The organism is Butyrivibrio sp. INlla21, assembly GCF_900116875.1.
Classification (GTDB): Bacteria; Bacillota; Clostridia; order Lachnospirales; family Lachnospiraceae; genus Butyrivibrio.
The window spans coordinates 59,809-81,257 of the sequence record NZ_FPCC01000004.1 but is presented as its reverse complement, the minus strand read 5'-3'; the positions used below and the strand labels follow the sequence as shown (position 1 = coordinate 81,257).

The window sequence follows — 21,449 nt, the reverse complement described above, 5'->3', positions numbered from 1 at the left end:
AAATATAATGATCAATACTAAAGAGGTCCTTGAGACCAATGAAATGATAGAGAAGGAGAACCTTGACGTAAGAACAATTACGCTGGGCATCAGCCTTCTCGACTGCATCAGCTCAGATCTTGAGCAGCTTAAAAAGAATATCTACAACAAAATCTACGATTCGGCCAAAGATCTGGTTAAGACCGGAGATCAGATTTCAAGAGAATTCGGTATTCCCATTGTAAATAAAAGAATATCCGTAACACCCATAGCTCTTGTCGGCGGCGCTGCCTGCAAGACAAAAGAAGACTTTGCTGAGATAGCAAAAACACTTGATGAAGTTGCAAAGAAAGTCGGCGTTAACTTTATCGGAGGATACTCAGCACTTGTAAGTAAGGGTATGACCAGTGCAGACAGACTTCTTATTGAGTCGATCCCTCTTGCGCTTTCTACAACCGATGTTGTTTGTTCTTCTATTAATGTAGGCTCTACCAAGACAGGTATCAACATGGACGCAGTAAGACTGATGGGATCCATCGTCAAGGCTACCGCAGAGGCTACCAAGGAAAGCGATTCACTTGGCTGTGCCAAGCTTGTTATTTTCTGTAACGCTCCCGATGACAACCCGTTTATGGCAGGTGCATTCCACGGAGTGACAGAGGCTGATAAGATCATAAATGTCGGTGTCAGCGGACCCGGCGTTGTTAAGACAGCTCTTGAAAAAGTAAGAGGAGAGAATTTTGAGATTCTCTGCGAGACAATCAAGAAGACAGCGTTCAAGGTTACAAGAGTCGGACAGCTTGTTGCAAAAGAAGCTTCCGCAAGACTCGGTGTTCCTTTCGGAATAATCGATCTTTCGCTTGCACCCACACCCGCTATCGGTGACAGCGTTGCCGATATCCTTCACGAGATCGGTGTTGAGCATGCAGGTGCACCCGGAACGACTGCAGCACTTGCGCTTCTTAACGATCAGGTTAAAAAAGGCGGTGTAATGGCTTCTTCTTATGTAGGAGGACTTTCAGGAGCATTTATCCCTGTATCCGAGGATCAGGGAATGATCAATGCCGTTGAAGCAGGCTGCCTTACACTTGAAAAGCTTGAGGCCATGACTTGTGTTTGCTCTGTGGGACTTGATATGATCGCGGTTCCCGGAGATACCAAGGACACAACAATTGCAGGTATAATAGCCGATGAAATGGCAATCGGTATGATCAATCAGAAGACTACAGCGGTAAGACTTATTCCCGTTATCGGAAAGACTGTCGGTGACACGGTTGAGTTCGGCGGACTCCTTGGATATGCGCCAATCATGCCGGTCAATAAGTTTTCCTGTGATGACTTTGTAAACAGGGGCGGAAGAATACCTGCACCGGTTCACAGTTTCAAGAATTAAAATAAATTTAATTTGGGGTATTTACTTTTTACAGTATATATCATACAATACAAGTGTACTAGTAAACATAGTACACTTGTTTTTTGTTACATATTGTTCATTTTTATTAATGAGTGGGAGCGCTATGAAGATTATTGATTACCAAGATAGCAGACCAATCTATGAACAAATAGCAGAGAGTTTCAAGATGCAGATTCTTAAGGGAATCCTGCAGGCCGACGACCAGATGCCGTCGGTGAGAAGTCTTGCTATGGAATTGTCGACCAATCCCAATACTGTACAGAAAGCCTACACAGAGCTTGAACGTGAGGGCTTTATCTATACCGTTAAGGGTAGGGGCAATTTTGTTAAAGGAGACGCACTCCTTAAGGACAACAAGAAAGTTGAACTTATAGAGGAGATTGCAGGTCTGTTCAAAGAAGCAGAAGAGATAGGTATAACTTTTGACGAGATCATTAATGAAGTAAAGATGTACCTTTCCGGAATGATCAAAGGAGGAGGAACGACATGATCGAATTAATTGATCTTGAAAAATCTTTTGATGAAATCAAAGCCGTTAATCGTGTTTCACTGAGTATTAAAGATGGGGAAGTTTTTGGACTCGTTGGAACAAACGGTGCAGGAAAGAGTACAATCTTAAGAACTATTTCGGGAGTTATAAGACCGGATCAGGGAGTCGTACTGGTTGATAAGAGACCTGTTTTCGACAATCCCGATGTCAAGAAGGATTTATTCTACATCTCGGATGAGCAGTATTTCCTTCCGAACAGCACACCCGAAGAGATGGCTGATTACTATGAAGGAGTCTATGCAAACTTTGATAAATTGCGATTCTTCAAATTAGCCCAGGGGTTCGGACTTGATGTAAAGAGAAAGATAGTCAATTTTTCAAAAGGTATGAAAAAGCAGGTTTCCATTTTACTTGGAATCTGTGCGGGGACTAAATATCTTTTGTGCGATGAGACATTTGACGGTCTTGATCCTGTTGTAAGACAAGGCGTTAAGAGTCTATTTGCTGCCGAGATGGCAGACAGAGGACTTACTCCTATCATAGCTTCTCATAATTTAAGAGAGCTTGAGGATATATGTGATCATGTAGGACTCCTTCATTTGGGCGGAGTGATACTTTCTGAGGACATCGCCGATATGAAGGTTGGCATGCAGAAGGTTCAATGCGTATTTGAGTCTGAAGACAATGAGAGAAATGCTCTTGAAGGACTCGATGTAATGCTTCATGAGAAACGCGGACGCCTTCATACACTCACTATAAGAGGTGAGAGAGAAGAAATCGAGAATGCATTTAAGAGAGGAAATCCGATTTTCTTTGAAATACTGGCACTTACATTGGAAGAGATCTTTATTAGTGAGACGGAGGTAGTTGGATATGACATCCGTAAATTTATCCTTGAGTGATAGGATCAAGAACAGAAAGAATTACATAAACAGAACTCTGTGGACGTCACTTATCGCATTACCGCTCATGGCAATTTACTATATTTTCGGTATGGTCTTGACTATCACAAGGACCATTAACTATGCCGAAGTATCCGGACAGAGTGCGGAGAAGTTTTATAACTCCAAGCTGGATGCGGTCATTGTGGTTATGGGCTTTAAGCAGATAGGATGGCTTCTTGCAATGTTTGTTGCCATTATGTTTGCATATCAGGGATTTTCATATCTCTTTTCACAGAGTAAGCTTGATTTTTATTTAAGTCAGCCAACGACAAGGCATCAGAGAATAAGAAAGAACTTTGCCAATGCAATCGGTACATTTACACTTATGTACATTGCGGTAGAGGTTATTGGACTTATTGTTGCCGCATGCTTTGGCGCGGTAAACGGACCGGTGCTCCTTAATGTGTTGGTTGAAACAATCCGCACGATAATAACGTTTGTTGTAGTTTATTCGGTTACTGTACTTGCTATGTTTCTTAGCGGTAATTTCCCGACTGCGATCCTACTTACGGGATTCTTTGCATTCCTTCCTGGTATTATCAGCTTAGAGCTTGTTCAGTTAAAGCAGATGTTTTTCGCGACCTTCTCGAGTGAATCCGAGACCAATGTATATCTGTCACCTTTGGCCGACAGGGTATTCTCTACGAGTGCAGCTCATGATTATATTGAGAAGCTCAATTACAATCAAAACTGCAAAGCGGTATTTGAGTTTTTGAAAAGCAACATGATTCGCGATCTGGATACTATTTTGGTCGGTATTATAGCGATCGTTTTACTCATATTTGTCAGCAAGGTAAGAAAAGCCGAAGATACCGGAAAGAGTATTATTTTCAGACCGTTCAGATGGTTTGTAAAGATCTCTATATGTGTGGTATCAGGACTGTTCGCTATATCCTTAATGACTACCATTGCCTTTTCCAAGCAAAATACAAGAACATATTTGCTTATGTGCGTAATCATGGTAATAACCGCTGTTATAGTAGGATGTATTGTTGAAGTTTTGTTTGATAACAATAACATCAAGAGCTTTAACAAGGGAATTGCTCAGACACTTATGGCTGTTGCCGTTTTATTCCTTATATTTATGATCCACAAGGGTGATCTGTGCGGCTTTGACAGCTATATACCCAATACAGATTCAATTGAAAGTTGTGCATTCCTTGACGGTCCGATCACATATGAGTACTACGAAAATAATGGAAATATCTATTCGGACTATGCCGAAGAAAATATGCGCATTACCGATGTAGATCTATTTGTTGATATCGCTAAGATCGGAATGGCAACAATTAAGAACACCAAGCAGGAAATGAATGAATCCGGAAGGTATCGAGACAACGGATGGAACAGAACAATTCTGTTCAGATTGAAGAACGGAAAGAAAGTATACAGGGAGATAACAATCCCTTACGATATCAATCCTGAGCTCATGGACAGAATGGTTTCCGGAGAAGAGTTTATAAAGGGCGAGTTCCCTTGCTTTAATGACGATCGTTTCAGAGCTCTTGATAAGGAAAAGGATAATCGCACCGTTGAATATACCAATGGATTGGAAGCAGCATCTACTACCAAGCTTAGTTATGAGGAAATAAGCGATGCTTACAGAAAAGATCTGCTTGAGAATTACAGCTTTACACTGTGCAAAGAAGAGCTTCCAATCGGACAGATCGTATTTTCTTCCACAAGCAAGAACTTTTTTGCCGATGCGCGCTTTGATGTGTATTCGGGCTTTACCAATACAATAGAAGCTTTGAAGAAGTATGAAGTTTTTGTTCCTGCAGAATATGATATTTCCAAGATCGATTCCGTTACGGTATACAACTATTATTCGGGATATGACGTTGAAAGTATGACTCAGGAAGAAAGAGACAAACTTATCGCCAACGCCAATCAGGTAAAGGTTACATATACGGATAAGAAACAGATACAGCAGATATTGGATTCAATGTTTAATTATTCATTCCCCGGTGAGTGGTATAACCATGGAACATATTTTTCACCGCAGTATTCGATTGATATAAATAGCGGAAGGACAGTATACGGCGGTTACGGAAACGGATTTTTCAGTTTTAAACCCGGCGAAGTACCGGAATTTGTAGTTAAGGACACCAATAAGTGAAGTTAGGCAGCATTTTTAAGAAACAGAATATAGTCAAAAGAGATGTTTTTAAAAAGAAAAAACTGACGGCAAATGATAGGAAAAGCCTTATTTCCTGGCTTTTCCTGATGCCTTCGCTACTGGGCGTACTTTTATTCTTTGTTGCTCCGTTCTGCGTGGTTATATATTATTCCTTTATCAATAACCCGATCCAAAAAGTTTTTGTTGGTTTTAGCAACTACGCAAATGTATGGAACAATGAGGCGTTTGGCGCCGCAGCAATGAACACCCTTAAGTTTTCATTTACAGCCGTCCCGTTGGCAGTTGTTTTTTCACTGTTTCTGGCGGCTGTAATGGAATCGAGGATTCCTTTTAAAAGTTATTTCAGATCTTTTTTCCTGAGCCCTCTTATGGTACCGACGGCTTCCATAGTACTTATTTGGCAGGTAATGTTTAATTACAACGGTATTGTCAATAAGTTCCTTATGGTATTCGGAAACAATAAGATTGATTGGCTTAAGTCGGATCAGGCACATATAGTTATAGTACTTCTTTTTCTTTGGAAGAATCTCGGATATAACATGATTCTTTTTATGTCTGCACTTGCAAGCATTCCAAAGGACCTGTTGGAAGTTGCTGCCCTGGAGAATGCCAATAAGTTACAGATATTCTGGTATATCAAGATCAGATATATGTCTTCGACAATTCTCTTTGTAGCGATCATGTCGCTAATCAATTCCTTTAAGGTTTTCAGGGAAGTGTATTTGATGACGGGAGATTACCCATATCGTTCAATGTATATGCTCCAGCATTTTATGAACAATACATTTGCTTCGCTTGATTATCAAAAGCTGTCATCGGCGGCAATCATAATGTTTATTGTAGTGAGTATACTTGTCTACTTCATGTACAAACTAGAGGATAGATACGGCAAGGACATTGAAGGTTAGTAATATGGAAAACGTCATTCAGAAGAAATATTTTGAAAAACTTCATAAGAGACGGGAAATGTCGGATAGGACAAAAACAATTTTGGTTACTGTCTGTGCGATCGCGTTTGCATTTATATTTTTGCTTCCGATCATATTGACCGTCAGCAATTCCTTTATGGAGCCGACGGAGATCAAAGCCAATTACGGAAGCATATTTGAGACTTCGGAAAAAGGCGGAAAGACCTTTGTTTCCAAGACGGTAAACCTTAAGCTCATTCCGGATATGGTTACATTTTCACAGTACTATATAGTACTTTTCAAGAGTCCGGAATACTTACTTAAATTTTGGAATTCGGTTATATATACAGTTCCGATAGTTGTTATCCAGCTACTTATAGCGACACTTGCTTCTTACGGATTTGCGCGGTATGACAACAAAATAAAATCGGCTCTGTTTTTTGGATATATTACATTGATGTTGATGCCTTATCAGGTAACACTTGTCCCGAACTTTTTGGTATCCAAATGGCTCGGAACCTATGACACAATGTGGGCTATATTGCTTCCGGGATTCTTTTCCCCGTTTGCGGTATTTCTTTTGACCAAGTTCATGAAAAGGATACCCAAGGAAGTAATTGAAGCCGCGGCTATAGACGGAGCGGGAGAATGGGAAGTGTTTTCCAAGATCTGTACGCCGCTCTGTAAAGGTGGAATAGCGTCGATCGCGATCCTGTTGTTTTTCGATTACTGGAACATGGTTGAACAACCGCTGATCCTGTTAACGAATACGGATATGCATCCGCTGTCGGTGTTTTTGTCAAAGATCAACGAAGGTGAGATAAGCCTTGCCTTTGCTGTTGCAGTTATATATCTTGTTCCTCCGTTACTAATATTTTTATACGGAGAGGACTATTTGGTTGAAGGAATATCATACCAAGGAGGAATTAAGGGATGAACGAAGTTATCGAGAATCAGAATAAAGAAAAAGCATCCAGAAAAGACATTATCAAGAACGTTGCAATTGGCTTCTTGTCCGTAATGCTTGTTCTTACATTCTTTTCCAATACGATCATGAATTATTCGCTTCCGCAGGTCGCATCACAGCAGATCTCAAGCGGACCTGTATCACCGCAGGTAAGAGGAACGGGCGATGTTAACGCCGAGGATCCTTACAATGTCACGGTAAAAGAGACCAGAAAGATCTCCGGTGTTGCCGTAAAGGAAGGCGATCACGTCGAAGAGGGCGATGTTATCTATTATCTTGAGGATAAGGAATCGACTGAGCTTGCAGAAGCAAAGACACAGCTTGACGAATTCGAGCTTACTTATGAACAGGCTCTTTTTTCGGGAGATATTCCCGACGAGGTTATCTCAAGTGTCAGAAACGGAAAGAAATCCAGCTATGATTCATTTCAGGCTGAGCTCAAAGCTGTAAAAGATACATATGAGGCAGCGCTTGATGCCGATGAAGAAGCTCAGGCTGTTGTAGATTATCTTACACAGAAAAAAGCTTATGATGGCGCAGGAACGGCTTATAATGCGGCCACACCGAATTATGAGCTTGCACAGGCACAGGCCGATCAGGCGGGAGTTGATCCTGAAGATGAGGATCGTTCCGAGGATCTTGAGAAAAAGATTGCAGAGCTTGAAAAGAATGCAGCTCAGCTCGGAACATACGGAGATCAGCTTTCATTTAGCTACGATCAAAAGCTTGCCATGGCACAGGATAACAAGAATAAGACAGCCCAGGCACTTAAGGACGCCGAGAAGGATAAAGATGAGCTATTAAAGAGTATCAATACAGAGATCAGCTTAAGTTCACTTCGCGACAAGATCGCAACTCAGAAGGAAAAAGTAGATAAGCTTGAATCAGACTCCGTAGGTGCTTCGGTTAAAGCTCCTGTTGCCGGCGTTATTTCATCACTTGCCAAAGCTTCCGGAGAGTCAACCGCAGCCGATGAAACAATTGCAGTCATCCAGGTTGACGGCAAGGATATGACAACAAGCTTTTCTGTTCCCAACAATCAGGCTCAGAAGCTTAAGGTCGGAGATGCGGCTAAGCCTCAGAATCAGTGGCAGTTCGGTGATGACTTCAAGGCAACACTTACTTCAATTAAGAATGACAAGACTGATCCTGCAGGTAAAAAGGTGCTTACTTTCAAGATTGAAAGTCCCGAGGTTCAGCCCGGTCAGAGTATAGCACTTACTATCGGAGAAAGATCTAAGGACTACGATATGATCGTTCCAAAGAGTGCGATCAAGTCTGACTCAAACGGTAAGTTCGTCCTTGCCGTTGTGGGTAAATCAAGTCCTCTCGGAAACAGATATATTGCAACCAGAATTGATGTTAACGTAGAAGCTGAGGATGATAAAAACGCTGCCATCACAGGTTCACTTGAGGGAAACGAATATGTCATCACAACAGCAACCAAACCGGTTAAAGCAGGAGAACAGGTAAGACTGGCAGACGAGTAATAGTAATGAAAACCGATAAAATATTAGCGTTTATAAACAGAATAAAGGAAAAAGCATTAAAGTCAAAAAAGATCGTGCTTCTGGTTATTCTTTTGCTACTTGTGGATATTATTTTGGGACTTATCTCAAGGTATCTTACGGGGCTTTTACCGGAGCAGCACGAAGCCGAAAGATGGTCCGAAGACAGAAGAATGGCTCAGGTGTCAGTCTTTTTTACGGAGGATCAGCTGATAGATCAGGACTTCATCAAAAAGATGGAATTTAACTTTGGTCAGATGCTCGTTAACGACGGAATAGTATCCGAAGAAGATGCGGCAAGCGGAAAGTCTGCCAAGCCTCAGATCGTTGAGACAATAGATGTTTCCAAAACAGGCGAAGATAATGCTTCCTCAGGGGAAGGAGCTTCTAAGAATGAGGCGCGACTTTTTACAAGTTGCTATTCGGCGCAGGGAATTACAACAATGTCTTTTGAAAAGAAGACTGCGGAGAATGTTACGACTATAGGAGTCGGCGGAGATTTTTTTCTCTTTCACCCTCTTGAACTGGTGAGCGGTCAGTTTTTTGGAGCAAATGACCTTATGCAGGACGGCGTTGTTATAGACGAGGATCTTGCATGGCAGCTTTTTGGTTCCAATGATGTTGCGGGACAGATGATCACCATAAATGAAGTTCCGCATTATGTCACCGGAGTTGTCAAAAGACAAGAGGGAAAGATGAGTGAGGCTTCAGGCCTTAATGCATCTATGGCATATATTTCATATGACAGCTTGTGCAAGTACGGAACGATCCTGAGCGGAAGAACTAAAAATGTTCAGCTTTCCGAGGATGGCAAGTCTGCCAATTTCGGCGGGATCAATTGCTATGAGATAGTTTCACCCAATCCAGTAGACGGACTTGTTAAAAAAGATATTACCGAGAGCACGGGACTCGATCAAAGATATATTTCCGTAATTGATAATACGGACAGATTTACTTTTTTTTCACTTATAAATGTAATTTCAACTTTTATAACAAGAAGTATGTGGAACAAAGCTATCTTTTATCCATACTGGGAGAATGCTGCCAGAGGGTATGAAGATATATTGGCTCTGATTCTTTTGATCAGACTTATCTGCAGAGCCACGCTCATATTGATGGCCGTGATCTTTATTGTCAATCTCTACAGACATAAGACATGGACTGTATCGGGGGTAGTAAGCTATCTTTCTGATAAAAAATATGATTACGAAGTAAGACGCAAAGAAAAGAAAGAAAACAAACGAAAGGAAAAAGAAGAGGAATGAGATTATGAAAATGAAGGGGATCTTGAAAAAGTCTGTTACGGTAGCTCTTATTACCGTAATGACTGTAGCAGCTGTTACAGGCTGCGGAAAAGGAAAGAAGAAAAACGATGACAGTATCCTGAATGAGGCCGTTAACGGTTCTAAGGATTATGTTTATAAGGTTGAGGATATCGATATCGGCGATAAAAAGATCAATGGATATCCTACCGGAATTGATGTTATCGGTGACAAGGTATATATTGCTACCGGAAACTATGATGAAAACAACACTCAGATCATTACCTTTAATACTGACGGAAGCAATGTGGAGTTTATTGATATTCCGACCAATAAAGGTGAGTATTATTCAAGTTTTGCATTTCTTCCCGATGGAAGCTTTTATGCATGTCTTTCAATCTCATCATATGATGAGGAGGAAGGACAGCCTCAGACTTTAGAGGGCGGTGAGGCTTCATCTGAGGCATCCGTTGATGAGGCAGCCGAAGAAAGTTCCAAGGATGCTTCAAAAGATGATGCAGCTGCCAAGGATGCATCTAAAGAGGATGAAAAGACAGATTCCAAGAAGGCTCCTGCGGACGCAGCATCAGAAGCTTCTTCCAAGGATAAGGACAATGCTGCCAAAGATTCATCAAAGGACGATGCAGCCAAAGATACATCTAAGGAAGATGCGTCAGATGAGGCTTCATCTGCAGGCTCTTCTGAGGATGGCTCCGAGGTTCATGAAGAAGGAATGGGCTTCTACGAAGGCGGAGAAGAGCAGATGTTCCTTGTTAAGTTTGATAACAAAGGAAATGTACTTGATAAAGTTGATATAACTTCAAAGGGTGGCGATGACGGATATTTCAACGTAAGATCTTTGCTCGTATTGGATGACGGAAAGCTCCTTATTTCATCAACCAAGGGTATTGAGACATATTCAGACGGAGGAGAATTTAAGTCGCTTGTGTCTGTCGATAACGGCAACGATCCTTATATGGATTCATATGCTCTTTATAAAGGAGCTAACGGCCAGATTTATGCCCAGAATTATGGAGATACCGGCGTCAATATTCGAAAGTTTGATCCGGAAAACGGTGAATTTTCAGATCCTATTGAAGGCTTTACCAAAGATTATGGTTATGCATCAAATCTTTTTGGCGGAAACGGATACGATATCTATCTGGCAACCGAGAATGCTTTTTGCGGATATGACGCAAGCAAAAATGAGATTGTTAAGCTTATGGATTACATCGACTCCGATATTGAAACCGATTACACTATTCCTGCAGCTTACGCTATAAGCGATAAAGAATTCATATCTGTTATACCCGGATTTGAAGACGATTATAAGCTTGTAAGACTTACCAAGATTCCCGCAGATCAGGTTAAAGATAAAAAAGTGATCACGATCGGCGGCGTATATATTGATTACAAGTTCAGAGAGAAGGCGGTTAAGTTCAATCAGGCAAGCGATGAGTATAAGATTAAGCTTGTTGATTATTCCAAGTTCAATAGTGATGAAAATTGGAATGCCGGATATCAACAGTTTGATATGGATATCGTATCGGGAAATGTACCTGATATAATTGCTCTTTCTGCGGATCTGCCTATTGAAAAGTATCGTAATAAAGGTGTGTTCATGGATCTTAAGCCTTTATTTGATAAGGATGAAGATCTAAAAGGAATTGAGATTCTTCCCAATATCCTTAAGGCAATGACTACCGGAGATAAGATGTATACGGTTATTCCCGAATTTATGGTAGGAACTATGATAACCAGAGCCAGATTCGCTGAGGGAAAGAACAGCCTTACATTTCAGGACTGCGAAGATATCATGAAGCAGAATAATGTAACTTATCAAACCGCATATGGCCTTACCGATAAGAAGACTGCCCTTGGAATGGGCATTATCTTTGCCGGTGATAAGTATATGGATACTCCCAATAAGAAGTGTTCATTTGAATCGGATGGATTTATAAAGCTCCTTGAGTTTGCAAATAACTTCCCTAACGAAATTGATTATGAAAAATACGATGAATATGAGGGCTACTATAAAACCAACCAGGCTCTTTTCGCATTTGCCGATTTTTCACATTTCGGAGATTATAAGAGATATAAGCAGGTAATCTTCGGAGATGATATAGCATTAGTGGGACTTCCCAACGATGAAGGAGTTAACGAGGCAGCTATTTATCCTACAGGAATGTATGCGATCAGTGCGCAGACTAAGTATCCTGAAATTGCCTGGGATTTCGTAAAATCATTCTTTACGGATGAGTACCAGAATAACATAGAATATTTCTTCCCTGTAACTAAGTCAGCTTTTGAAGAGGCCAAGAAAAAATCATTGGATAGACCTTACAAAATGGTTGACGGTAAGAAAGAGTATGAAGATGACATTTATTATATAGACGGTAAAGAAGTAACTCTTTCACCTCTCACACAGGAAGAAGCGGATATCGTAGCGGATTATGTTCTTTCCATAGATAAGTTCTATGACTATAACACGGATGTCCATAATATCATAACCGAAGAAGCCGAAGCATATTTTAGCGGTCAGAAGAGTGCCGAGGAAGTGGCTAAGATCATTCAGAGTAGAATCAATATTTACATCAATGAGAATAGCTGATCCCGACTGATATTAATACAAATGTCATGGGGGACGCCCCATGACATTTGTGATTTATAGATGCGTTTGTAAGAGGAAAAGAGGTGTGTATATATGAAGATAAAAGGTATCTTAAAAAGAGGCCTTAGCTTTGCTATGGTCTTTTCTATGGCAGCATCGGTACTTGTCGGCTGCGGTAATTCCAAAAAGAAAAACGAAGAGAGCGTTCTTCAAAAAGAAAGCTCCGGTTCAAAAGAATATGTTTATAAGACAGAAGACATTAATCTTGACGGTATAGACTTTGAAGGGGCGAATATTTGCGGCCTTAAATCTGTAGGGGATAAGATTGAGCTGGTCGCCACTTACAAAGACGGTAATGCAAAAGTTGTCACTTTTAATCCTGACGGTACAGACGTCCAAAGCAGCGATTTCTCTATAAACAAAGATGAGGAACTGTCATACGTGACTATAGATAATGACGGCGGCTTCTATGCTTTAAGAGAGGCCCCCAAAGGAGGCGATGCTTCATCCGATGATGAGTCAAAAGACTCTGCTGCGGAAGCCTCATCAGAGGATGCATCAACAGATTCCTCGGCGGATGCTGCATCTGAATCTTCTGCTTCAACGGATGAGGATCTACCTACGGCATCGGATAAGTTTTCGGTTGAAAACAAGGATCTTTTTATAGAGCAGTATGATGCTTCGGGAAAGGTTGTAAACAGTTTCGCTTGTCCCGATGAGTCTGCCGGCGGATATAATTTCAATGTTTTTAATCTTGCAATTTCCGGTGACGGTAAGCTATATGTTGCCGATACAGAAGGAATTCAGGAGGTTTCTTTTGACGGAGGCTTAAAGACCGTTATTGATACTCAGAAATCCGACAGCCCTTATAAAGAAAGTTATTTTAGGATATATGACGGAAAAGACAATCAGATCTATGCATATGATTTCGGCGGTACAGACAACGTGTTTAAGTTTGATCCCGCCAAAGGAGAGCTTTCGGAGCCTCTCGAAGAATTGAATGAAGTAACGGATTTCGGTATTTCTTTCTTCGGAGGAGCAGGCTATGACCTTTATATTTCGACAGGCGAAGCGATTTACGGTTATAGCGCCGAAAAGAAAGAAGCAGTTAAGCTTATCAATTATATAGACTCAGCGATAGAGCTTGATTCCGGTATTTCTACAATGACAGCTGTCGGTGACGGTGAGATTGTTGGAGCCATTCCGGGATTTGATTATAAATACAGTCTGGTTAGACTATCCAAGGTTCCTGCTGATCATGTAAAAGATAAAAAGATAATTACCTTGGGAGGTATCGCTATTGACTGGAGAGTAAGTCAGGAAGCCATTAAGTTTAATCGTACCAATGATGAATACCAGATAAAAATCGTTGATTATTCAAACGGTGAAAACACTGTTGACGGTTCGCACGATGAAGCTATCCAGAAATTTGATATGGATATCGTATCGGGAAATGTTCCCGATATCATGGTGTTCTTTGATGAACAGCCATACAAAAAATATCAGAATAAAGGTCTTTTCTATGATCTAAAACCTTTGTTTGACAAGGACGAAGACCTTAAGGGGATAAAGTTCCTTCCTAACATGGAAAAGGCAATGATGACCGATGACGGTAAGTTATATTCGATGTTTAATGAGTTCCTTATAGGAACAGTTCTCGCAGGTCAGAAAAATACCGGCGACAAGAAGACTTTATCATACAAAGACTGCGATGACATTATTTCTCAGACGGGTAATAAGTACGATCTTGCTTTCGGACCGATGGATCAGAACACCGCACTTGAATACGGAATATTCTATGCGGGTGATAAGTTTGTTGATGTAGATAATAAGAAATGTGCTTTTGACAGTGATGAATTCAAGAAGCTTCTTGAATTTGCGGCTAAGTTCCCTGCGGAAATAGATTATGAAAAACTTGGGGAGGATTCATATAGCAATTACGGAAGCGGACAGTCGCTGTTCATGTATAAACAGCTTTACGGATACACCGATTACAGAACGCTTAAACGTGCTATTTTAGGAGATGAGATTTCATATATCGGTTGTCCCAATGATGAAGGCGTTAATGAATCGGTTATCATTCCCAATTGGAGATATGCGATCAGTGCCCAGTGTGAGTGTCCTGAAGTGGCATGGGATTTCCTCAAGAGATTTTGGTATGATGATTTCTATGCAAAAAGAAATTATGAATACGGTTTTCCTGTTACGGAAAGCGGACTAAAATTTGTTGCGGATAACTCTATGGATAATCCTTATACTATAAATGAAAGCGGAGAGAAAGAATACTACACTGATTCTTATCCTATAGGCGGTACGGATGTTAAGATCACACCTCTCAAACAGGAAGAAGTTGATTACCTTACCGACTTTATTCTTTCGGTAGATAAGGTTGATGGCAATGATCCCGAGATAAAGAAGATAGTTACGGAAGAAGCTGCGGCTTTCTTTAGCGGTCAAAAGAGCGCTGATGAAGTTGCAAAGATTATTCAGAACAGAGCTTCAATATATGTAAATGAAAGCAATTGATAGGGGAACCGATTGCCGATAAAAAAATGTTTATAAAAGAAAGAGAGAAAACAACAATCAATATGAAGGGGATTTTTAAAAGAGGCATAAGCCTTATTATTACAGCGACAATGATAATGTCTGTTCTTACAGGCTGTGGAAAAGGAGGAGCAGCTAAGGGCTCTTCCGATTCCAAGGATTCCAAGGATGAAAACATTCTTCAAGAGGCAAGCACTCAGAAGAAAGACTATGTATTTAAGAGTGAAGACCTTGTTGTTGAAGGTCTTGAGCTTAGTCCGGAAGATTTTGTATCTAATATATCATACATTGGTGACAGGATTTATTGTTCGATAATATCCGGACATTCAAGTTATAAATATGTATCTTTTGATACTGACGGCGGTAATCTCACGAGCTTTACGCTTCCTACCGAAAATGCCGATTTCTATAAATATGAAAGTTTTATTTCTGACGGTAGCGGTGTGGCTTGCTATTATCAGAAGCAAAATGAAAATGATACTGCAAAGCAATCGATCGTCAGCTTTGACAATAAAGGAAACATAACTCAGACATATGATTGTTCTAAAATGCTGGAAGAGGATGATTCCTTTTTTGTAAATTCCTTGATCGAATTGGAGAACGGAACCATTTTGGCTATATCCGACAGAGGTCTTGAGACCTTTTCTTTTGATGAGGGATTTAAGAACGTAATAGAGATCGGAAAGCCGGGAGTTGAATATTTAAGTGATTATTCTCAGCTTCTTAAATCTGCGACAGATTGCGCTTTTGTTTGTTCTCAGGTAGATAATAAATTCTATGTTCAGATTTATGATATCGAGAAAGGAGAACTATCTCCCAATGATACTGCCGAATTACCGGGCGTTGAACCCGGAACATTGTTATTTGCGGGAGCGGGACATGATTTTTATTTAAGTTCAGAGGATGCAATATCATGTTATGACCGTGAGCCTAACAAAACCGTTAAGCTTTTGGATTATTTGGATTCAGATCTGGGAATTAAAAATGCTCTTGATGCGGTATGTGCACTTAGCTATGATGAATTTATTGCAGCCATCCCCGATAGTGCCGGCGGTGTTTCGATCAAGCGACTTACCAAGGTTCCTGCGGATCAGGTCAAAGAAAAGAAAATACTTACACTTGCAAGCACTGCGGTTGATAATACGATCAGTAGTGCAGTGACCAAATTCAATCAAGAAAATGATGAATATAAGATCAATCTCGTAGAGTACGTAGAGATGACCGATGAAGACTGGAGCGTCGGAATGCAGAAGCTGGATAAGGATATAGTTTCCGGTAATATTCCCGACATTATGGCATTTGGCACACAGCCGATCGAAAAATACAGTGATAAAGGACTTTTCGTCGATCTAAAGCCTTATTATGAAAAAGATAAAGATAAGATTGAGCTTCTTCCCAATGTTCTTAAGGCAATGACAACCGGAGATAAGATGTATGCTCTTATTCCTGATTTCACGGTGGGAACCGTCGTTACAAAGAAGAAATTTACAGACGGAAAAGATGTTTTGACTTTAAAAGACTGCGACGATCTGATCAAGGCTAAGAATACTTCTTATGAGATCGCATTCGGTTTTGCCACTCCGGAAGATATTCTGGGACTTGGAATTACTTGTGCTACGACTAATTATATTGACCTTGAAAATAAGAAATGTAATTTTGATTCCGATAATTTTATTGAACTTCTTGAGTTTGCAAACAGATTCCCGAAGGAATTAAATTATCAGAAGTATGACAGTGAATCTGAAAAGTGGTTCAGACCGGATGTAGCTTTGTTCGAACCTCTTACTATTTCCGGATTTGATTATTTTAGGGCACATAAACAGGCGATTTTTGGTGAAGATATTGCATTCATTGGTTTTCCCAATGATGAAGGACAGAATGAGTCTCTTATCTATCCCGCTTCAAGGATCGCTATCAGTGCAAAATCACCATATCCCGATGCTGCATGGGAGTTTTTGAAAATACTACTTGATGATGAATTCCAAAACAATAAATATTTTTCATTCCCTTCAACAAAGGCAGGATTTGAAGCAGATGCCAAAAGTATGCTTGAACAGCCATATGATGATTATACCGGTGAAAAATTGACTTGGACTGTCGGCGATGTGACGACAGAGATCAAACCTCTTACACAGGAGGAAATTGATGAGCTTACCGATTATATATTATCTGTGGACAGAACGACGATCTATGATGGGGAAATTGGAACAATAATCCTGGAAGAAGCTGCGGCTTACTTCGCGGGTCAAAAGAGTGCCGAAGAAGTCGCCAAGATAATACAAAGCAGAGTTCAGATCTATGTCAGCGAGAATGGTTGATTATTTTAGCTAAAATGGGCTAAATTGTATTTACAACTCTTTTATTTTAACTGAGATGTGCTATAATTTTGTTTGTAACTGAAACCGCGAAGTATTGTGGAATGGGAGATTGAAGGTATGAAAGACAAAATTAGCAACGTAGCAGGTAAAGGAAAGGGTTTGGCAGCCGAATTCAGAGAGTTTATCATGCGCGGCAATGTTCTGGATATGGCAGTCGGTGTTATCATCGGTGGCGCTTTCCAGAAGATCATTTCATCACTGGTTGACGACATCATTATGCCTTTTATCAGTATTATCACAGGTGGAATCGACTTCAACAACATGTTCTTTACACTGGATGGTGGAACATATGCTACACTTGAGGCAGCTAAGGAAGCCGGTGCCGTAACCGTTAATTACGGAACATTTATTACCGTAGTTATCGACTTCTTACTTATGGCTCTTGTTATTTTTGCTCTTGTTAAGTGCATGAACAACGTATCCAATAAGTTCAAGAAGGAGCAGGAAGAGGCACCTGCAACAACAAAGATATGCCCTCGCTGCAAATCAGAGATTGCTATCGACGCTACAAGATGTCCTCATTGTACATCAGAGCTTACAGAGTAATATGGACTATATAGAAAGGCAGCATGAAAGTGCTGCCTTTTCTTTTTAAGGAGCAACAATGGCAAAAGTTATAATGGTTCAAGGTACCATGTCGGGTGCGGGAAAAAGCTTAATAGTTGCCGGCCTTCTCAGGATATTTAAGAAGGACGGCTATTCCTGTGCGCCTTTTAAGTCGCAGAATATGGCTCTTAATTCATTTATTACCAAAGAAGGCCTTGAAATGGGTAGAGCCCAGGTGATGCAGGCCGAATGCGCGGGAATCGAACCCCTTGTGTGCATGAATCCGATTCTTTTAAAACCTACAAGTGATGTGGGTTCGCAGGTCATTGTAAACGGTGAGGTCATAGGAAACATGACCGCAAGAGAGTACTTTGATTATAAGAAAAAACTTTTGCCCGATATAAAGAAGGCTTTTAAAACTCTTGCAAAACAGGTTGATATCATAGTTATCGAGGGCGCCGGAAGTCCTGCGGAGATTAATCTTAAAGACAACGATATCGTTAATATGGGGATGGCGGAGCTTGTCGATGCTCCGGTCTTACTTGTCGGAGATATAGACAGAGGCGGTGTCTTTGCTCAGCTCTACGGAACGACCATGCTTCTTGAGGAAAAAGAGAAAGCAAGGATAAAGGGCTTTGTCATCAATAAGTTCAGGGGAGACGTTACGCTTCTTGATTCCGGTATTGATATGATCACGGAAAAAACAGGCATCAGAACAGCAGGTGTTGTTCCGTATATGAATATCAAAGTTGATGATGAAGATTCACTTACCGAGAAATTTGAAAATAAGAAATTCGGATCTGCAAACGGACTTGATATAGCTGTTATAAGATATCCCAGAATCTCCAATTTTACAGATCTCGGAGCTTTTGATATGCAGGAAGGAGTTAATGTCAGATACGTTGACAGCGTCTATGAGCTTGACGATCCCGATATGATAATCCTTCCCGGAAGCAAGAATACCATTATGGATATGAAATGGCTTCGCGAGAGCGGCTTGGAAGCTAAGATAAAGCGTTTTGTGCTCGATAAGCCGGTGTTTGGAATTTGCGGCGGATTTCAGATGCTCGGAAAGAAGATATGTGACGCCGCAAATATAGAATCCACGGTTAATGAGATCACAGGTCTCGGACTTCTTGATATTGAAACTGAGATAGGTGATGACAAGATAAGAAAACAGGTGTCAGGCACAACCACTTTTCCCAAGGGTATTTTCGAGAGCATAAAAGATAAGGAATACAGAGGCTATGAGATACACATGGGCATCACCACAGGAGAGAGCGATAATGTCTACGGCGATGTGATACTCAGTGATGGCGGAAATGTCTACGGAAGCTATGTTCACGGCCTCTTTGACGAGGGCGGTATTGCAGCAGCTATCACAGCTTATTTTGGCAAAAATGTAAGTTCCGGTCTTTCATATGCACAGTTTAAGGAAAGTCAGTATGATATCCTTGAAAGTACTTTGAGAGCGCACATGGATATGGATTATATTTATTCGTGCTTGTCAAAAGCAAAGGTTTGAGATTATCATAGATTGACCGCATAACTCATATGCGGAATATGCCGTGATACGGAGAACGAAATGAGTAATAACAAGAAAGCTCTTATTGCAATGAGCGGAGGCGTCGACAGCTCAGTCGCAGCCTTTGAAGTTGTAAAAAGAGGTTACGAGTGCATGGGATGTACCATGCGCCTTTATGAAAACGACATAGTGGGGATGGACCTTTTGGGAACGTGCTGTAGCATAAATGATACAAACGATGCGAGAGCAGTCTGCGACAAGATAGGCATTCCTTATAACATATATCACTACGAAGCTGAGTTTAGGCAGAAGGTAATAGAGCCTTTCATTCACAGCTACGAGGTTGGAGAGACACCAAATCCCTGTATCAGATGCAACAGATATCTTAAGTTCGACAGCCTTTACAATAAGGGCAGAGAGCTTGGCTATGATTATATCGTTACGGGGCACTACGCAAGGATAGAAGAGAGGGACGGTCATTTTTATCTCCTTAAGGCAAAAGATCTTAATAAGGATCAGAGCTACGTTCTTTACGATCTAACCGAAGAGCAGCTTTCACACACTCTTTTCCCGCTTGGCGAGTACACCAAAGACGAAGTTCGTAAGATTGCGGAAGGAAACGAATTTGTGACATCGCACAAAAGCGAGAGCCAGGATATCTGCTTTGTCCCCGATGGAGACTACGCCGGCATGATAAAGAGATATACAGGTAAGACTTATCCCAAGGGAAAGATCGTGGATACCAAGGGTAATGTTCTTGGTGAGCACGACGGACTTATCAATTATACGATCGGTCAAAGAAGAGGACTTGGCGTTCCCGCAGACAGAAGACTTTACGTTAGTAAGATTGATGTTAAGAACAATCAAGTTGTCTTATCGGATAATGAAGAACTATTTGAAAAAGAGCTGCTTATACGTGATTTTCACTGGATCACAGGCGAAATGCCGACTACAGAAATAAGATGCAGTGCCAAGATCCGCTACAGACATAAAGAGCAGCCTGCAACACTTTATCCTCCCGAGAAAGAGAACGGCGTAGCAAGGCTTGTTTTCGATGAGGGTCAAAGAGCCATAACTCCCGGACAATCTGCAGTATTGTATGACGGAGATGTTGTTCTCGGCGGAGGAATAATAAGTAACAGTTGATGGATGCTGCTACGACAGATTGTGGTTACAAAAGATAAAGGTATCCGGGATTAAACCCGGATACCTTTTAAAATTTCGTGGAACCTCTTTTTATAAGTTCACCTGAGAATATCGTCTTTTGCGGCATTTCGCTTCCGCTAAGTGTTCCTGTTAGTGTTTTTACTAGTTGAATGCACATATCTTCAAGGCGATTGTCTACGGAAGATATGTTGGGCTCCGAACAATGTGCAAGGATTGAATTGTTGTAGCCGATTATCTGAAGTTCATCGGGAACCTTGATCTTATTTGCTTTGGCAAAGTTCATGGCACCGACGGCGAGGAAGTCTTCGCTTGTAATGATGCCGTCAAAACGAATTCCCTTATCATATAGCTTTTGAACAAAATCTTTTACCCCGTCTATATCTTCACGACTTCCGTTAAAGCATTGGATAAGCTCTTTTCTAAGAGGTATGTTACCTGTAAGAAGAGCGTTCTGAAAGCCTGCGAGCTTCTTTTGTCCGCTGTATGATTTGCTGTTGTATAAATACAGGATGTCTTTTACTCCGGATTCGATCATCTTCTCGGTTACATCCGATGTTGCCTTGTAGTCATCGCACAGAGTGCAGTATACGTTTGGGCAATCAAAGTCTGCATTAAGCAGCATGATCGGAACGGAAGCTGCCGCATCAATGATGTAGCGATTATCTTCCTGTTTATTCATCAAAAAGTTGGAACCGACCATTATGACACTGTCTACGTGCTGTGAGAGCAGAAGATTAAGCGAATTCTTACGTGATTCAATCTCATAGCCGGTACAGCACAGGATCGAATTATATCCGCTTTCTCTTAAATTCCTCTCGATAAAATAAATGGCCTTGGCAAGGTAAAGGTCCGATGCATCGGCGCAAAGCAGGCCGACGGTCTTCATGGAATTAAGGCCAAGTCCTCTTGCAAAAGCATTGGGTTTGTAGCCGCATTCCTCGATAACGTCCATTACCTTCTTACGGGTTTTGGCCTTAACATTGGAACTTCCGTTAAGTACACGTGATACGGTGGCTATTGAAACACCTGCTTTTTTGGAAATGTCGTAAATGGTCATTTTACTCAT

At 41.0% G+C, this 21,449-nt stretch carries 15 protein-coding genes; 14 read left to right on the top strand and 1 reads right to left on the bottom strand.

What is annotated here, in order from left to right; genetic code table 11:
- The first annotated feature begins 7 nt into the window (after window positions 1-7).
- The 14 genes from BM377_RS02960 to mnmA all read left to right on the top strand — a co-directional run bounded on the left by BM377_RS02960 (window position 8) and on the right by mnmA (window position 20,362).
- Complete coding sequence (locus tag BM377_RS02960) at window positions 8-1,372, top strand: PFL family protein (RefSeq protein WP_092243464.1); 1,365 nt, start codon at window positions 8-10, stop codon at window positions 1,370-1,372.
- A 124-nt stretch (window positions 1,373-1,496) separates the two neighbouring features.
- The gene (locus tag BM377_RS02955) at window positions 1,497-1,883 is read left to right on the top strand and encodes a GntR family transcriptional regulator (protein ID WP_092243460.1); all 387 of its coding nucleotides are present in this window, start codon (window positions 1,497-1,499) and stop codon (window positions 1,881-1,883) included.
- Window positions 1,880-2,785 carry an ABC transporter ATP-binding protein gene (locus tag BM377_RS02950; protein ID WP_092243457.1) on the top strand — a complete coding sequence of 302 codons (906 nt, stop codon included), beginning with the start codon at window positions 1,880-1,882 and terminating at the stop codon, window positions 2,783-2,785. The genes BM377_RS02955 and BM377_RS02950 overlap by 4 nt, the downstream gene beginning before the upstream one ends.
- Complete coding sequence (locus BM377_RS02945; RefSeq protein WP_092243455.1) at window positions 2,757-4,946, top strand: DUF6449 domain-containing protein; 2,190 nt, start codon at window positions 2,757-2,759, stop codon at window positions 4,944-4,946. The genes BM377_RS02950 and BM377_RS02945 overlap by 29 nt, the downstream gene beginning before the upstream one ends.
- On the top strand, window positions 4,943-5,875 hold the full coding sequence (locus tag BM377_RS02940; protein WP_242948071.1) for a carbohydrate ABC transporter permease: 933 nt from the start codon (window positions 4,943-4,945) through the stop codon (window positions 5,873-5,875). The genes BM377_RS02945 and BM377_RS02940 overlap by 4 nt, the downstream gene beginning before the upstream one ends.
- Window positions 5,876-5,879: 4 nt before the next feature.
- Window positions 5,880-6,812, top strand: coding sequence for a carbohydrate ABC transporter permease (locus BM377_RS02935; RefSeq protein WP_242948070.1), 933 nt, complete (start codon window positions 5,880-5,882; stop codon window positions 6,810-6,812).
- The gene (locus tag BM377_RS02930; RefSeq protein WP_092243452.1) at window positions 6,809-8,332 is read left to right on the top strand and encodes an efflux RND transporter periplasmic adaptor subunit; all 1,524 of its coding nucleotides are present in this window, start codon (window positions 6,809-6,811) and stop codon (window positions 8,330-8,332) included. The genes BM377_RS02935 and BM377_RS02930 overlap by 4 nt, the downstream gene beginning before the upstream one ends.
- A 5-nt stretch (window positions 8,333-8,337) precedes the next feature.
- Complete coding sequence (locus BM377_RS02925; RefSeq protein WP_092243449.1) at window positions 8,338-9,615, top strand: ABC transporter permease; 1,278 nt, start codon at window positions 8,338-8,340, stop codon at window positions 9,613-9,615.
- A 4-nt stretch (window positions 9,616-9,619) separates the two neighbouring features.
- Window positions 9,620-12,223, top strand: a complete 2,604-nt coding sequence (locus BM377_RS02920; RefSeq protein ID WP_092243446.1) for an extracellular solute-binding protein — start codon at window positions 9,620-9,622, stop codon at window positions 12,221-12,223.
- 93 nt (window positions 12,224-12,316) lie between these two features.
- Window positions 12,317-14,749, top strand: coding sequence for a hypothetical protein (locus tag BM377_RS02915; protein ID WP_092243443.1), 2,433 nt, complete (start codon window positions 12,317-12,319; stop codon window positions 14,747-14,749).
- A gap of 62 nt (window positions 14,750-14,811) precedes the next feature.
- Window positions 14,812-17,085: an ABC transporter substrate-binding protein gene (locus BM377_RS02910; protein WP_177223777.1), complete on the top strand. Its 2,274-nt coding sequence runs from the start codon at window positions 14,812-14,814 to the stop codon at window positions 17,083-17,085.
- Between the two features lie 117 nt (window positions 17,086-17,202).
- Window positions 17,203-17,691, top strand: a complete 489-nt coding sequence (gene mscL / locus BM377_RS02905; protein WP_092243439.1) for a large conductance mechanosensitive channel protein MscL — start codon at window positions 17,203-17,205, stop codon at window positions 17,689-17,691.
- A gap of 58 nt (window positions 17,692-17,749) precedes the next feature.
- The gene (locus tag BM377_RS02900; RefSeq protein WP_092243437.1) at window positions 17,750-19,216 is read left to right on the top strand and encodes a cobyric acid synthase; all 1,467 of its coding nucleotides are present in this window, start codon (window positions 17,750-17,752) and stop codon (window positions 19,214-19,216) included.
- Window positions 19,217-19,276: 60 nt separating this feature from the next.
- Complete coding sequence (gene mnmA, locus BM377_RS02895; RefSeq protein ID WP_092243430.1) at window positions 19,277-20,362, top strand: tRNA 2-thiouridine(34) synthase MnmA; 1,086 nt, start codon at window positions 19,277-19,279, stop codon at window positions 20,360-20,362.
- Window positions 20,363-20,429: 67 nt separating this feature from the next.
- On the opposite strand, the gene BM377_RS02890 is transcribed toward mnmA, so the two are convergent.
- A complete protein-coding gene (locus BM377_RS02890; RefSeq protein WP_330392935.1) occupies window positions 20,430-21,449 on the bottom strand; it encodes a LacI family DNA-binding transcriptional regulator in 1,020 nt (339 codons plus the stop codon).

Coding starts and splice junctions, on each gene's coding strand:
- BM377_RS02960 (WP_092243464.1), top strand. CDS start 8: ATGATCAATACTAAAGAGGTCCTTGAGACCAATGAAATGATAGAGAAG.
- BM377_RS02955 (WP_092243460.1), top strand. CDS start 1,497: ATGAAGATTATTGATTACCAAGATAGCAGACCAATCTATGAACAAATA.
- BM377_RS02950 (WP_092243457.1), top strand. CDS start 1,880: ATGATCGAATTAATTGATCTTGAAAAATCTTTTGATGAAATCAAAGCC.
- BM377_RS02945 (WP_092243455.1), top strand. CDS start 2,757: ATGACATCCGTAAATTTATCCTTGAGTGATAGGATCAAGAACAGAAAG.
- BM377_RS02935 (WP_242948070.1), top strand. CDS start 5,880: ATGGAAAACGTCATTCAGAAGAAATATTTTGAAAAACTTCATAAGAGA.
- BM377_RS02930 (WP_092243452.1), top strand. CDS start 6,809: ATGAACGAAGTTATCGAGAATCAGAATAAAGAAAAAGCATCCAGAAAA.
- BM377_RS02925 (WP_092243449.1), top strand. CDS start 8,338: ATGAAAACCGATAAAATATTAGCGTTTATAAACAGAATAAAGGAAAAA.
- BM377_RS02920 (WP_092243446.1), top strand. CDS start 9,620: ATGAAAATGAAGGGGATCTTGAAAAAGTCTGTTACGGTAGCTCTTATT.
- BM377_RS02915 (WP_092243443.1), top strand. CDS start 12,317: ATGAAGATAAAAGGTATCTTAAAAAGAGGCCTTAGCTTTGCTATGGTC.
- BM377_RS02910 (WP_177223777.1), top strand. CDS start 14,812: ATGAAGGGGATTTTTAAAAGAGGCATAAGCCTTATTATTACAGCGACA.
- mscL (WP_092243439.1), top strand. CDS start 17,203: ATGAAAGACAAAATTAGCAACGTAGCAGGTAAAGGAAAGGGTTTGGCA.
- BM377_RS02900 (WP_092243437.1), top strand. CDS start 17,750: ATGGCAAAAGTTATAATGGTTCAAGGTACCATGTCGGGTGCGGGAAAA.
- mnmA (WP_092243430.1), top strand. CDS start 19,277: ATGAGTAATAACAAGAAAGCTCTTATTGCAATGAGCGGAGGCGTCGAC.
- BM377_RS02890 (WP_330392935.1), bottom strand. CDS start 21,449: ATGAGTAAAATGACCATTTACGACATTTCCAAAAAAGCAGGTGTTTCA.